The organism is Xanthomonas campestris pv. phormiicola (genome assembly GCA_025666215.1).
In the GTDB taxonomy this organism is placed as follows: domain Bacteria; phylum Pseudomonadota; class Gammaproteobacteria; order Xanthomonadales; family Xanthomonadaceae; genus Xanthomonas_A; species Xanthomonas_A campestris_A.
This window is the reverse complement of the sequence record CP102593.1, coordinates 957,709-971,950: the sequence shown is the minus strand read 5'-3', so window position 1 is coordinate 971,950 and position 14,242 is coordinate 957,709. Positions and strand designations below refer to the sequence as shown.

Annotated in this window: 8 protein-coding genes; 2 read left to right on the top strand and 6 right to left on the bottom strand. The window is 70.9% G+C overall.

Annotated features, from left to right (window positions below; all coding sequences use genetic code 11):
- The first annotated feature begins 341 nt into the window (after positions 1–341).
- Together NRY95_03920 and NRY95_03915 are read left to right on the top strand one after the other, a co-directional pair.
- Positions 342–1,058 carry a response regulator gene (locus NRY95_03920; protein UYC17125.1) on the top strand — a complete coding sequence of 239 codons (717 nt, stop codon included), beginning with the start codon at positions 342–344 and terminating at the stop codon, positions 1,056–1,058.
- Positions 1,059–1,084: 26 nt separating this feature from the next.
- On the top strand, positions 1,085–2,620 hold the full coding sequence (locus tag NRY95_03915) for an ATP-binding protein (protein UYC17124.1): 1,536 nt from the start codon (positions 1,085–1,087) through the stop codon (positions 2,618–2,620).
- Positions 2,621–2,988: 368 nt separating this feature from the next.
- Here NRY95_03915 and NRY95_03910 read toward each other — a convergent pair whose 3' ends face one another.
- The 6 genes from NRY95_03910 to NRY95_03885 form a co-directional block, all read right to left on the bottom strand.
- On the bottom strand, positions 2,989–7,521 hold the full coding sequence (locus tag NRY95_03910) for a cellulose synthase subunit BcsC-related outer membrane protein (protein UYC17123.1): 4,533 nt from the start codon (positions 7,519–7,521) through the stop codon (positions 2,989–2,991).
- Positions 7,509–8,672, bottom strand: a complete 1,164-nt coding sequence (gene bcsZ / locus NRY95_03905; protein ID UYC17122.1) for a cellulose synthase complex periplasmic endoglucanase BcsZ — start codon at positions 8,670–8,672, stop codon at positions 7,509–7,511. Before bcsZ ends, NRY95_03910 begins: the two co-directional genes overlap by 13 nt.
- Entirely contained in the window at positions 8,669–10,984 is a 2,316-nt protein-coding gene (gene bcsB / locus NRY95_03900; protein ID UYC17121.1) for a cellulose biosynthesis cyclic di-GMP-binding regulatory protein BcsB, read from the bottom strand. Before bcsB ends, bcsZ begins: the two co-directional genes overlap by 4 nt.
- Before the next feature lie 47 nt (positions 10,985–11,031).
- Positions 11,032–13,182, bottom strand: a complete 2,151-nt coding sequence (gene bcsA, locus NRY95_03895; protein ID UYC17120.1) for a UDP-forming cellulose synthase catalytic subunit — start codon at positions 13,180–13,182, stop codon at positions 11,032–11,034.
- A gap of 95 nt (positions 13,183–13,277) precedes the next feature.
- Complete coding sequence (locus NRY95_03890) at positions 13,278–13,688, bottom strand: hypothetical protein (protein UYC17119.1); 411 nt, start codon at positions 13,686–13,688, stop codon at positions 13,278–13,280.
- Positions 13,689–13,738: 50 nt separating this feature from the next.
- Positions 13,739–14,197 carry a hypothetical protein gene (locus NRY95_03885; protein UYC17118.1) on the bottom strand — a complete coding sequence of 153 codons (459 nt, stop codon included), beginning with the start codon at positions 14,195–14,197 and terminating at the stop codon, positions 13,739–13,741.
- Positions 14,198–14,242: the final 45 nt, after the last annotated feature.

Sequence of the window (14,242 nt, the reverse complement as noted above, 5' to 3'; positions counted from 1 at the left end):
GCAAGGGCGGGGCACTCATCCGCAAGCCCGGTTTCGGCCCGATCCGCCTTGCACCTTGCGACATGCCGCTGGCACCCCCTCCCATCCCCCCTCCGCCGGCATGGCGACATCCAGCGCCGCGCCCGGCGCGCGCCATGGCGACGGAGTGCACGGGTTTTGTGTCAACATGTGCCTGAACATGCCGCAAAGCGGCCATGAGACCACTGTTGCCCCTGCCTATCATGACCCCGCGATCACACGCCCGCCTTGCACACAGCAGCGATGGCCTGCCCGCACCAGTTCCAGGCGGCAGCGGCCGCGTCTAGACTGGCTGAACTCCGCAGCGGCCGCCCTTCAAGATCATGGATATGCAATCCTTCATTCTGGTAGTCGATGACGACCCCGATCTGCGCCGGCTCATCAGCGAGTTCCTGCAAGAACACGGCTATCAGGTGGAAGCGGCGGAAAACGTCGCCGACATGCGCCGCCTGATGGCCATTCGCCAACCCGACCTGGTGATCCTGGACGTGATGATGCCAGGGGAAGACGGTCTCAGTGCCGCCCGGCAACTGGCCAGCGAGCGCGGCTCACCGGCGGTGATCATGCTCAGCGCACTGGGCAGCGACACCGACCGCATCATCGGCCTGGAAGTGGGTGCCGACGACTACCTGGCCAAGCCGTGCAATCCGCGCGAGCTGCTGGCGCGGGTGCGTGCGCTGCTGCGCCGTAGCCAGGCGGCGACGCTGCCGCCGGAAGCGCGCGGCAACGTCTACGAATTCGCCGGCTGGCGCCTGGATGTGATCCGCCGCGACCTGCGCGACCCCACCGGCATCTTCATCAACCTTTCCGACGGCGAATTCGCCTTGTTGCGCACCTTCGTCGAGCATCCGCAGCGGGTGCTCAGCCGCGATCAGTTGCTCGACTACGCGCGCGGCCGCGACACCGAGGTCTACGACCGCGCCATCGACAGCCAGATCAGCCGCCTGCGCCGCAAGATCAACGAACGCGTGCAGACCGAACTGATCCGTACCGTGCGCAACGAGGGCTACATGCTGCTGCCGAGCGTCGCGCGTCTGTGACCACGCAACAGCGGGGTCGACGCGGCATGTCGATCTTCGCCCGGACGTTCCTGCTGCTGCTGGCCGCGCTACTGACCGCGCAGCTTATCGGCATCGCCCTGCTGGTGTTGCGCACGCCGGTGTACGAGATGCCGGTGCATCCGCCGGAAGTGATCGCGCTGCTGACCACCAGGATGCCCGCCGGCACGCAGACGCTGAAGGTGGAGGACACCGCCCAAGCTCCGCTACCCGCTGCCGGGCAGATCCGGGACCGTTTCGCGGAACGCATGATGACCAACTGGCTGGACGTGGCGCCGGACCGGGTGCGCTTCTATCGCAACGGCAGCGAGAATTTTCCGGCAACGGACTTCCCGCCCGAAGGTCAATACCAGGCTGAACAGCAACGCCCGCCACCGCCGCCGGCCGGAGACGACCGCCCGCCGGGAAGCGGGCCGCCGCCGCCGTTCGCCGATCGCGGCCCGCCATCGCAATCGCCTTCGCCATTTGGCGACGAAGCCACGCGGCGGCCGCCGCCGGAAGAGTCCGCCTCGGTCAGCAATGGCGCCGCCGGCGCCACCATGCGCGCGATGCGATCGCGCTGGCGCGAGCGCGGCTTCGCCCCCGAATCCCCGCTGCTGGGCGGCTTCACCGCCGCACTGCAGCAGCCCGACGGCCGCTGGCGCAGCGTGGCGTCGCCGCCACGACGCTTCTCCACCGCCTTCAAGACCCAGGTCGCGCTGCTGTTCGTGGCCGGCCTGCTGGCGATGCTGCCGCTGGCGTGGTGGTTCTCGCGCGCGCTGGCCGCACCGATCAAGCGTTTCGCCGAAGCCGCCGACCGGCTCGGCCGCAACCCCAATGCGGAGCCGCTGCAGCGCAGCGGCCCCAGCGAAATCGTGCAGGCCGCCGACTCGTTCAACACGATGCAGGCGCGCCTGAACCGCCTGATCAACGAGCGCACGCACATGGTCGCGGCGATCGCCCACGACCTGCGCACCCCGCTGGCGCGCCTGGCGTTCCGCCTGGAAGGCCTGCAACCGCCGCTGCGCGACAAGACCATCGCCGACATCGACGAAATGAAGGCGATGATCTCCGCGGCGCTGGACTTCATCCACAACGACAGCCGCCGCGGCACCCGCGCGCCGCTGGATTTCCGCCTGCTGGTGGAGAGCGTGGTCGACGACGCCAGCGACACCGGCGCCGACGTCAGCTTCGTCGCCGGCCAGGCCATCACCCTCGATGGCGACCCGCTGTCGCTGCGGCGGATGGTGATGAACCTGCTCGAGAACGCCCTGAAGTACGGCAAGCGCGCGCGCCTGCAGCTGCAGCGCGACGGTGCCGACTGCGTGCTGTGGATCGACGACGACGGCCCCGGCATCGACCCGGCCCAGCACGAGCAACTGTTCCTGCCGTTCTTCCGCGGCGAGAACTCGCGCAACCGCGACACCGGCGGCATCGGCCTGGGCCTGTCGGTGGCGCACAGCATCGTGCTCGCCCACGGCGGCGAGATCAGCCTGACCAACCGCCCCGAAGGCGGATTGCGGGTGTGCGTGGAGTTGCCGTGCCAGGCGGCGGCGGCCGTTTGACGGCATGCGAGCCGCATCAGGCATGCGAGCATCCGCTCCGGCGCCAGCCGGGAGGGTGCAGCGCAGCGGCGTCGGCCGCACTCATCGATGAGGCGGCTGTCCACCTCGCACCGGGCGGCGGCGCTGCGAGGCGTCCAAGCAACGCCGCCAGCTGCGCATGGCGCCGGGGCTGACGCTCTTCCTGCAGTGCACCCAGCACGCCAACCGCAGGCCCACTGTGGGAGCGACTGCAGTTGCGACGAGCGAGGCCGCGGGCCGCACGCCGCCGGACCGCATCGGGACCGAAGCCCCTCCTGCCGGGCTTCCGGCCGCTGGCCGCAAGTCCCTGTGGGCGCGATGTCGGTCGCGACGCGGGAAGCGCTTGCGCCCTACTCGCCCACGTACGGCGAGGCCAGCACCTGCGGGCGGCGGCCGAGGCCGGCGCCGAGCCGGTCGAGCACGAAGCGCACGTAGAGGTTGGTGCTGAACTGGTTGTAGTCGCGGGCGTTGTTGAAGATCAGCCGGCCGCCCAGGAACAGCTGCGGGGCCAGTTGCCACTCGGCCGCGCCGGCGACGTTGTAGGACACGCCGGTCTTGCTCTGCCCGGCGTAGACCGGCGCGGTGTAGGTGTCCACCAGGCCCAGCAGCGCGGCCAGCGATGCGGCGTCGTAGGCGTCCTGCTGCATCTGCGCGCTGGTCGGGAAGTAGTTGCTGTCGTCGCTGCGGAAATGCTGCACGCCGACGCTGGCGTCCACGCTCCAGTTGACCTTGCGCCCGGCCGAACGCCCGCTCCAGTGCACCGGGAACCCCAGGTCGACATAGTCCTGCGGGCTGAAGTAGCCGCCCTGGCCGTAGGTGTAGCCGCTGAGGTTCTTGTCGTACTGCATCGCGGTCAGGTTGAGGCCGGCGGTCAGCGACTGGTTCTCGGTTTCCAGCGCGTGCACGTACACGCCCAGGTCCACCTGGCGGTGGTCGTTGTCGGCGACGTTGTGGCCGACCAGGCGATCGGCGGTGAGGTTGGCGTAGCCGCCGAGCAGGCCGTTGTCGAGCGTGGCCGACAGGCGCACGCCGTTGCTGGTCACCCCGCCCCAGCGCAGGCCGGCGCGGCCGTCGTCGACGCCGGCGAAGGACAGCAGGCTGTCGCTGACCGCGCGCCGGAACGCCTGGCCCGAATAGGTCAGGTTCTCGCCGATCTGGCCGCGGTAGCCGACGCCGCCGACGATGCGCTGCTCGGGGAAGCCGATCGGGGTGCTGCCGAGGTCGGCCGCGAAGCCGCCGTTCTTGTACTTCACCGACACGCCGACGCCATTGGTGTTCTGGTCCAGGCGCCGCGCGCCGTTGCCGTTGGCGGCCATCGTGTACAGCGCCTGGCTGAAGCCGGCCGGGGTCAGGCTGGCCGCGGTGGTGTTGGCGGCCAGCGCCTTGAAGCGGGCGATGTCGGCGGCGCTGAGGTCGGCGCTGCGCGAGGCGTCGTCGAGAATCGCGCTGGCCAGGGTGCTGATCGAGACGTCGGCGGCGACGTTGCCGAGCAGGAACACCGACAGCGGTTCGGCATACAGCGCCTGCAACGCCGCGGCCTCGCGCTGCGCGTTGGTCAAGGTGGCGTCGGTGTCGTTGTACAGCGCGTTGTACAGGCCGGTGTTCACCGCGTAGGTGCGCAACGCGTTGCGGGTGGCGGTGGTGTCGCCCTCGGTGAGCAGCAGCTGGTACAGGTCGCTGCCGACCAGGTCGTCGATCGGGGTGCGGTCGGCGGCCAGCGCATCGCCCATCGCCGCGCTCGGGCCGGCGCCGAACCGGCTGGCGGTGGAATAGGCGCTGTCGAGGGTGCCGGCATCGAGCAGGGTCGGGGTGACATCGACGCTGAGCTTGCCCTCGCCGAGCGCGAATTCGCCGTGCAGCGGCACTTCCAGGTCGTTCAACTTGCCCAGCCCGGCCTCGCCGTCGCGGGCGCGGTAGGTGGCGCCGGCGGCCAGGCTGTCGCTGTTTTCCGACTGCACTTCGCGCAGTTCGTCGAGCACGGTGCCGGTGCGCGCCGGGGTGGCCAGCGCCTGCGCCTGGCGCGCGCTGCCCGTGGTGGCGACGCGGTCGTCGGGATAGTAGGACGGGGCCAGGCCGGCCGTGGCCGGCGCGCGCTGGCCGGGCACCGGCAGCGCCGCCAGCTGCACGCCGCCGGCAGCGCCGGCGCTGGCCGGCGGCGGCAGGTCGTCGCCGCCGCTGGCATAGGCCGCGGCAGCCGCGGCCGGCATTGACGGGTATTGGCCCGCGCCGGCCGCAGCCGGGAGCGCGACCTGGCCGGCCGCGGCATAGGCCGGCGCCGGATAGCCGCCGCCGAGGCTGTCGGAGACCACCGCCGGGCTGCGCGGCATGCGTCCGCTCATGCCGGCGAACGGGTTCAGCGGGCGCCCGGCGCCGGCGAAGGACGCCGGGCCGTTGGCGGTCGGCAGGCCGTTGTCGTGCTGGCCGGCCTCGCGCGCCTGCGCCGCCAGCGCGGCACGGAAATAGCTTTCGGCCTTGCGGTTCTTGCCGGCGCTGCGGTACACGCGGCCGGCCGCGCTCAATACCGCCGGCGAATCCGGCGCTTTCGCCAGTGCGCGCTGCAGATAGTCCTCGGCGCTGCCCAGGTCGCGCAGCGCGGCGGCGGTGTTGGCCGCCGCGATCAGCGTGTCCAGGTCCTCGGGCGATTGCTGCAGCTGCTGCTGGTACAGCACCAGCGCCTGGCGCTGGTCGCCGGCGGCGGCGTACAGCCGCGCCAGCGCGGCCACCGCCCTGGGATCCTGGTTCTGCTGCGCCAGCAGCGGCGCCAGCGCGTCGTAGGCCGCTTCCAGGTTGCCCAACTCGCGCAGCGCATCCACCTGGCGCAGCGTGTAGCCGCTGCGCAGCGCCTGGTAGCGGCGCTGCTGCTCGGCGCTCATGTCGGTATCGCGCAACTGGCGCAGCGTCGCCGCCAGCTCGGCGTCCTGCTGCGCGCGCAGCAGCACACTGGCGTATTGCAGCCGCGCCTCGGTGCTCGGGTTCTGCGCGACCAGGCGCTGCGCCAGGGTCAGCGCGCGCTGGTTGCTGCCGATGTCGGCGTAGGCGCCGGCCATCGACGCCAGCAGCGCCGGCTGTTCCAGCGCGCCGCCGAGCGCGGCCTCGGTGCGCGCCAGCAGCAGCTGCGCCTCGCCGGCGCGGCCCTGCTGTTGCAACAGCCGCGCCTGCGCGGCCTGCTGCTCGACCCAGGCGGTATTGCGCAGCGCGCTCATTTCCGCGGTCCGCGCCGTACTGGGGATGCGTTCCAGGCTGGCGTAGGCGCTGGCCCAGTCGCCGCGTTCCTGCGCCAGCAGCGCATTGGCGTACAGCGCCTCGGGCATGTCGCCGTGCACCGCGAGCAGGCCGTCCATCACGCTGCGCGCCTGGTCCGGACGCCCGGCCTGCTGGTACAGCCGCGCCAGGTCCAGCCGCACCCACGGATCGCCGGGACGTTCGACCATCGCCGCTTCCAGTTCGCTCTGCGCCGAGACCGTGTCGCCGGCCTCCAGCGCCTGCTTGGCGCGGGCGCGCTGCACGTTGGAGCGCAGCGTGGCTTCGCCGCCGGCCTTTTCCCGCTGCGCCGGGCTGAGCCTGGCGAACAGCGCGCTGGCCTCGTCGGCGCGGCCCTGGCGGCTGTACAGGCCGATCAGGCCCTGCAGCGCGCCGGCATTGTCGGCGCTCAGCGCCAGCGCCTGGCGATAGCTGCGTTCGGCCGCGGCCGCATCGCTGGCCGATTGCAGATCGCCGAGCAGCACGTAGCCGGTGGCTTCGTTGGGCTGCAGTTTCAGCGCCTGCTGGGTCAGGCGCAGCGCCTCGTCGCTGTCGCCGCGGCCGCGCGCGGCCTGCGCCTGCTGCAGTTGCAGCCAGTAGCGCGCGCTGTCCAGCGCCGAACGCCATTTGCCGTTGCCCGCGGCGGCCGGACGCAGCAGTTCCTGCGCCTCGCCGAAGCGCTGCTGGCGCAGGCGCACCGAGCCCAGGCCGCCGAGCGCGTCGGCATCGCGCGGACGCGCGCGCAGCACCTGGGTGAAACGCTGCTCGGCCACCGCCAGGTTGCCGGCGTTGAGCGCCTTGAACGCTTCGCCGAGTTGTTCGCCGGCCGGATCGCCGGCCTGCGCGGCGCGCTGCTCGCCCAGCTTGGTGGCCTTGGCGGCGACTTCGGCATCGTTCGGATTGGCCGCCAGGAACGCCTGGTACAGCGGCGCGTCGGCGCTGCCGGCATTGAGCCACAGCAGCGCCTGGCGCCAGCCGGCGCGCGCCGGGCCGCCGACATCGGGACGCTTGCTCATCGCGCTGAGCTGGGCGATGCCTTCGCGCCGCGACGGCTCGCGGTAGGTCAGCACCTGCGCCAGCGCCAGCGCCGCGGCGCCGTTGTTGGGTTGCGCCGCGGCCAGGCGGCGCAGGCCGTCGCGGGCGCCGTCCCAGCCCTGCGGGGTGCCGGCCAGGGCCTGGTAGTACTCCAGCGCCAGGTGGTCCGGCGGCGCCTTGCCGTCGAACAGCGCCTGGTACTCGCGCACCGCTTCCACGTAGCGTCCGGCCGAGGCGGCGCGGCGCGCGTTGCGCAGGTTGACGCTGTCGCCACTGCCGCCGATCGCCTGGCTCAGGCGCTGCGTCTGCGGCGCCTGCGGATGGGTGTTCTGCAACTGCTGCAGGCGCTTGCGCGCATCGCCCTGGCGGCCTTGCGCCAGGTCGATCTGGGCCAGGCCGAGCAGCGCGTCGGGCTGGTTGGGATCGACCCGCAGCAGCTTGCGCCAGGTGTCGGCGGCAAGATCGTCGCGGCCCTGGTCGTGCCAGTAGTTGCCCTGGCTGACCAGTTGCTGGGTGGCGTTGCCGGCCTGCGCGTGCGCGTTGCCGGCGAGCAGGCACAGGTCGATCATGCCGGCCAGGTACAGAGGCTTGAGGTTCATGCGGAACATTGGGTTCTCCAGGCGGGCTGCAGCAGGCCGTCTGCGGAAAAGCGATAGCGGTTATCGAGCCAGCCGCGCCCGAACAGGACCAGCACCCGATCGTAATAGGGAAGCTTCGCCGCGGCGGCCTCGCCGGGCGCGGGAATCTGTTGCGCCTGCGCCTTCAGCAGCAGCGGCTGGCGCAGCGCACTGAGGTACGGCAGCAGGGCGGCGGCGAAGCCGGGCGGCGCGGTGCCGCTGCCGACGCCCAGGCGCGTGTCCACCTTTTCGCTGAAATGGCCCTGCGCTTGCACCTGCTGCAGCGGACCGGACAGGTCCTCGAGCAGCGCCTTGCGCAGCGGTTCGCCGGCATCGAGCATGCCCGCCCACAGGTACACGCGGATCGCGTCGTAGCTGCCCAGTGCGCCCTTGCCCGGATCGACCGCGAACGCGCGGCCGTCCCAGCCGATCCAGTCCGGCGCGAAGCCGACCGGCGCGCTGTCGCGCAGCAGGCGCGCGCTGCGCTGCGCCAGCCCGGCCCACGGTCCTTTCGGATCGGCGGCGGCGAAACGGCGCAGCAGCTGGATCGGCAGGTAGCTGGGATTGAGCGTCCAGCGCGGCGGCTTGGCGAAGCCTTTCATCGCCGGCAACAGCATGCCGCCGAAGCCGGGCAGTTCGGCCAGTTCGTGGCGCCGCACCAGCGCCAGCGTCTGCATGCCGGCCTGGGTGTAGCCGGGCCGCTGCCACAGGCGCCCGGCCTCCAGCAGCGCGTAGGCGATCCACAGGTCGGCGTCGCTGGCGGTGTTGTCGTCGAGCACGCGCCAGCTGCCGTCGTCGGCGCGGCCCCACAGCCAGGCCGGCAGCACCTGTTGCGGGCGGCCGCCGCTGAGGTTGTGCCGGGTCCAGCCGAGCAGCCGGTCAAACAGCACCTGGTCGTTGGCCACCAGCGCGAAGAACAGCGCGTAGGACTGGCCTTCGGAGGTGCTGCGCTGATCGGCATTGCTGAAATCGATCACCCGCCCGCTGTCGTCGATATGCTTGGCGACGAAGCCGGTCCACTCGCGCCACGGCGCGCAGGCGGCCGCAGCGGCGGTGGCCGGCAGCGACGGCAGCAGCGCCGCCGCGCCCGCGGCGAGCGCGCCGCCGAGCACGCGGCGGCGCTGTCGCGCGTGCGGGGTCATTGCCCTTCCCGCAACCGTTGCGCCGAATGCCGGCGCAGCACCACGCGCGCGGCCAGCGCCAGTAGCAGGCTCAGCAGCACCACCGCCAGGCCGAGCAGCAGCGGATGCTGCGAGAAGTACCAGCGCGCCCAGGTCGGCAGCGGCAGGTGGCCGACGTAATAGGCCTGGTTGCCGGCCAGGCTGCGGATCTTGCCCTGCTGCAGCAGCACCACGCTGCCCTGGAAATCCTTCAGCGTGGCCGGCTCGAACCAGGCGTCGAACAGCTGGCCGACGCTGGCCGGATCCTCGGCCAGCAGCGCGACCACGCTGCGCCCGGGCTTGAGCGGCGACTCGAAGCCCATCAGCACCACGTCGCCCGGGGCCGGCTTCACCGCCACTTCGGCGGTGGTCGGCAGGTCGGTGCGGCGCGCGTCGAAGGACAGGAAGCCGGGCAGCGTGTCCATCACCCAGTCGGTCATCGAGAAGCGCCGGCCGGTGGCGCCGTCACCGATCGGCAGGTGCTCGCTCCAGCGCTGGAACAGCGGCTGCGAGCGCGAGGAGCCGAACACCAGCAGGTCGCTGTCGGCGTGCTGCTCCACTTCGCCGGCATGGATCAGGGTGGCGCGCAAGGCCGGATAGCCGGTGGAGGCGCCGAGCTTGCCGAGCAGGGTCAGCAGGTTGGACATGTCCTGGTCGCTGGCCTCGTCCGGCACCACGATGGTGGATTCGGACAGGTCGGCCAGGCGCGTGAACGGATAGCCGGCATTGCCGAACGCGGCCAGGTTCGGCATCGCCATGTAGTGGTGGAACGAACTCAGGTCCACGCTCGAATCGGCGTCGATCGCGCCGGACACGTCGGGGAAGGTGTTCTTGCATTCGCCGGCCTGCGGGCGGTCGAAGAAGAAGTGGAAGCGCAGCTGGCTGTTGGCCGAGAACGGGCCGGTCGGCAGCAGCAGTTTCTGCTCCACCGGCATCGCGCCCTTGGCCTTGAGGTCGTGCCACCACTGCAGCGGCAGCGATTCGGCGTACGGGCGCCCGCTCAGCGGCAGGGTGGTGACGAAGGCATCGTTGATGCTGACGTTGAGCGCGGACTTGTTGCGCACGTCCGGCACCGTGTAGCGGTAGCGCAGGTTGACCGGGATGCCGTCGCGCTGCCACACGAACAGGTCCGGCGGCAGCTGCAGGCCGACCCGGATCAGGTCCGGGTGGTAGCCAGTGACATTGAGCTGCGAGGTCTGCGCGACCAGATCGGCGAAGCGCACCGGGCCGTCGCTGGAAATCCAGTTCGGCGCGTCGTAGGGCTTGCGCGGCTGCGCCTGCTTCAGCTCGCCGATCCTGGCCACGGCGCCGTTGAACGGCGTGCCCAGCGCCAGCGCGGTGGCCGCCTGCTGCAGGTCGTTGTCGTTGCGGCCGAGCACCAGCAGCAGCTTGCCGGCCGGATCGCGCGGATTGGTGACCACCGCCAGGGTCGGGCCGGCGATCTCGCCCAGGCCGTTCTCGGCGGTCGCCAGTTCGGCCGGCAGCGTGTTCGGGGTGGCGAACAGCACCGCGTTGCCGGTCGCCGGCACGTCGCCGATGGAGACGTTGAACACCGCGCCGCGGTAACCGGCCTGCGCGCCGAACCACGAGGAGACGATGCCGGCGCTGCGCAGCGTGGCCAGGTCCGGCCGCTGCGGGAACACGAACGGCAGTTCCAGCCGGCGCGTGTCGCGCTTGTCGTAGAACGGCACCGGCAGCAGCGCCAGGTCGTTGGCCAGCACCAGCGGCGTGGTGCTCAGCGACAGCCGCGTGGCCGGGTCGATGTTGGCCCACAGGCTGGTGTGGTCGGGATCCTCGCATTCGCGGGTGTAGTGCCCGATCAGCTGCAGGTTGAGCTGGTTGTAGTCGCTGACCAGGCGCGGATCGATCGGCACGTCGGTCTGCTGCAGCTTGCCGGCGTTCTCGCGGGTCACCGGCAGGGTCGCCACGGTGACGCCGTTGACGGTGACCTTCAGGTGCGACAGTTCCGGCAGCAGCGCCGGCGAGTAGCTGTAGCTCAGGTGCAGCGTCGCCGCCTCGACCACCTCGTCGGTGCGCGCGCTGAACGCCACGCCGGCGCTGCCCTGGATGCCGCGCAGGGTGATTTCGTAGTCCATGCCGAGCTGCTTCAGCGTCGCCGAACGTTCCTGCACGCCCAGTGTCGGGGCCGCGGGCACCGGCGCTGCCGGTCCTGGCACCGCGGCCGTCGCGGTGGCGGCGGGCGCCGCCGGCGTGGCGGGAAGCGTCGGTTCCTGCGCCAGCGCCAGGCCGGACAGGATGGTGAGGCAGCACGCGGCCAAGGCAGGTAGGCGCATCGAGGGCAACCGGAAGAAAGAGGAAAGGAAAGACGGACAAACGCGGCTCACGGCGCGGATTCCTCGCCGGCCGGACGCGAACGGAAGCCGCCGCGCACGCTGTCGCCGACATGCTGGCCCAGGCGCTGGAAGCCGCGCATGCTCGCCGCGAACACCTGGCCCATCGATTTCCAGAAATTGTCGCGGTCGTGGCGGCCCCACTGCGACACCCAGATGTCGGCGCGGGCGAAGGTGCAGGCGACCAGCCAGCGCTCCTGCTCGATCGACATGGCGCGGAACTGCACGCTGATGTGTCCGTCGCGGTCGTGGCGCACGATCGCCGGCAGGCGCCGTTCGACATTGCGCTGCGACAGGCCCACGTCGACCAGCGTATCCGGCTCCACCGGCGCCGTCTCGACCAGGTTCAAGGCCATGCCGCCGGTGGAGAAGTTGACCGTGCGGCAGGCCAGTTCCTGGCCATCGGGCAGGTACAGCGTGGCCGGGATGTCCAGCGGCACGCGGTGCGAGCGGCGCACCTGGCGCATCTCGCTGGCGGTGGCGATGGTGGCGCCGAGCAGCAGCACGTTGTAGACGGTCCAGGCCAGGTTGAACCAGATCGTCTGCGCTTCGCCGGTGGCATCGGTGTAGACCAGGCGCATCGCCCCGGCGGCCAGGCCGGCCAGGTTCAGCACCAGCAGGAACAGGTAGGGCTTGGCGATCTGCCGGTCGAAATAGCTGCGCGTGACCAGGCCGCCCTTGGGGGTGACGTTGAACTTGCCGAGCTTGGGATTGAACAGCGCTACCAGGGTCGGGCGCAGGATGTACCAGGCCAGCGTGGTCTCGTAGACCTCGTTCCACAGCAGGTGGCGGAACTTGCCCTGGGTGCGCAGGTTGGTCAGGTTGGCCTGCATGATGTGCGGCAATGCGTAGGCCAGGATCATCAGCGCCGAGGCGTGGATCACATGCGCGCCGAAGAACAGGTAGGCCAGCGGCGCGGTCAGGTAGATGATGCGCGGCAGCCCGTAGAAGAAGTGCAGCATCGCGTTGGCGTAGCACAGCCGCTGCGACAGGCGCAGGCCCTTGCCGAGCAGCGGGTTGTCCAGCCGCGCGATCTGCGCCATGCCGCGCGCCCAGCGGATGCGCTGGGCGACGTGGCCGGACAGGCTCTCGGTGGCCAGGCCGGCGGCCTGCGGCACGGTGATGTAGGCGCTGCGGTAGCCGCGCCGGTGCAGCTTCAGCGCGGTGTGCGCATCCTCGGTCACCGTTTCCACCGCCACCCCGCCGACTTCCTCCAGCGGCTTGCGCTTGATCACCGCGCACGAGCCGCAGAAGAAGGTCGCGTCCCACTGGTCGTTGCCGTCCTGCAACAGGCCGTAGAACAGCTCGCCCTCGTTGGGCACCTTGCCGTGGTTGCCGAGGTTGCGCTCGAACGGATCGGCGGAGAAGAAGTAGTGCGGCATCTGCACCACCGCCAGCATGCGGTCGCGCAGGAACCAGCCCATCGCCACCTGCAGGAACGAACGGGTCGGGATGTGGTCGCAGTCGAAGATCGCCACGTACTCGCCGCTGGACTTCTTCAGCGCGGCGTTGATGTTGCCGGCCTTGGCGTGGAAGTTGTTGGTGCGGGTGACGTAGTGGATGCCGGCCTGCACGCAGAACTCGCGGAACTCGTCGCGGCGGCCGTCGTCGAGCAGATAGATGTTGAGCTTGTCCGCCGGCCAGTCCATCACGCTGGCGGCCAGGATGGTGGAGCGCACCACCGACAGCGGCTCGTTGTAGGTGGGAATGAACAGGTCCACCGTCGGCCACGCGCTCTGGTCGGCGGGCAGCGGCACCGGGCGCCGGTTCAGCGGCCACAGCACCTGGAAATAGCCCAGCACCAGGATGGTGAAGGCATACACCTCGGCCAGCAGCAGGCCCAGGCCCAGGCTCAGATCGACCACGCTGCTCACGCCCATGGTCTGGGTGATGCGCCACCAGATGTAGCGCGAGGACATCGCCAGCGACAGCGACATCATCACCAGCACGGCCAGCCGGCTGCCGCTGCGGCGCAGCAGCAGCGCCGCGGCGAACACCACCAGCGAGAACAGCATCTGCTGCGGCACGTCCATCGGAATGGCGACCACGAACACCAACAACAAGGCGCCCAGCGCCCACAGCGACCAATTGGCCAGTGTATGCATGGGTTGACCGGTACGCGATGCGGACGCAGCGCTCATCAGCGATTCCTAGCGGGAGGGGCGAGGCCGGCGCGCGGTTTCCCCTCCGCGCGGCGACAGGACGGCGATGCGCGGCGCCAGCGGCCGCGCGCGGGTCAGCGGATCTGGAACCGCTTGAGCGGGCTGTCGGGCGTCGGCGCGCGATCGCGGCCGCTGTCGAGCAGGCGCTGGAACAACTGGATCAGCGGCGTGGCCGTGCCTGCCGACGCGGGCAGTGCCAGCTCCGGCGACGCGGGCTTGGCGGCGGCGGCCGCCGGTTCGGCCGCAACCGGCCTGGCCGCAGGCAACGCCACGACCAGCTTCGGCTCGGCTGGCGCACGCACCACCGACAGCGTCGGCGCGGGTGCCGCTGCCAGCGCCGGTTCGGCGGCGGCAGGTTCCGGCGCGCTCAGCCGCACGCCGGAAAAGTCCTGGTACGCACTGGCGCCCTGGCTGCCGAGCTTGGCGAACAGGCTGGAAATGTCATCGGCCGCATCGGCGCCCGCATGGTCGGTTTTCTTGGACATCGATCACCCCCTGAGATGATTTTTGTAGCCGGTGGAATCGGGTGGCCCGCTCAGGCGACCCGGCACAGCACGAAACGACGGACATCCTCCTCGACGACCGGCACCGCGCGGATCCCCAGACCCGCCAACATGCCGGCCTGCTCGAACCAGGCGTGGTACACCCCTTCCAGGAATCCATCCGCGCCAGCCGCCTCCCCGGCCAGGGCGATCTGCAACGGCGAGCCGACGTGGTACAGGTCGACCCGGTCGGCCTGCTCCTCGAAGCGCGCATACCCCCACTCCATCCAGTCCCACAACCGGTTGACCTCGGCCTGCAGCTCGTCCAGCGTCGCGCAGGCGCCGATCCGGTGCTCGCCGGCGAAACGGCGGCCGATCCGCGCCATCAGCAGCGCCATGTCCTCCGGCGACAGTTCCGCGGCGAACTCCTGGGCCAACGCGCGCAGAAAACCGCGCCACTGCCGCGAACAGGCCTGGGTGCGAAACTGCGTCTGTAGCTCGGGAGAGCTCATCGGGTGCTGCCTCTGATGGAAAAATGGCACGGCTGGTAACCGCCA

Bases quoted from the DNA above. Each gene is read 5' to 3' on its own strand.
- NRY95_03890 (UYC17119.1), bottom strand. From the start codon at position 13,688: ATGTCCAAGAAAACCGACCATGCGGGCGCCGATGCGGCCGATGACATT.
- NRY95_03915 (UYC17124.1), top strand. From the start codon at position 1,085: ATGTCGATCTTCGCCCGGACGTTCCTGCTGCTGCTGGCCGCGCTACTG.
- NRY95_03885 (UYC17118.1), bottom strand. From the start codon at position 14,197: ATGAGCTCTCCCGAGCTACAGACGCAGTTTCGCACCCAGGCCTGTTCG.
- bcsB (UYC17121.1), bottom strand. From the start codon at position 10,984: ATGCGCCTACCTGCCTTGGCCGCGTGCTGCCTCACCATCCTGTCCGGC.
- NRY95_03910 (UYC17123.1), bottom strand. From the start codon at position 7,521: ATGTTCCGCATGAACCTCAAGCCTCTGTACCTGGCCGGCATGATCGAC.
- NRY95_03920 (UYC17125.1), top strand. From the start codon at position 342: ATGGATATGCAATCCTTCATTCTGGTAGTCGATGACGACCCCGATCTG.
- bcsZ (UYC17122.1), bottom strand. From the start codon at position 8,672: ATGACCCCGCACGCGCGACAGCGCCGCCGCGTGCTCGGCGGCGCGCTC.
- bcsA (UYC17120.1), bottom strand. From the start codon at position 13,182: ATGAGCGCTGCGTCCGCATCGCGTACCGGTCAACCCATGCATACACTG.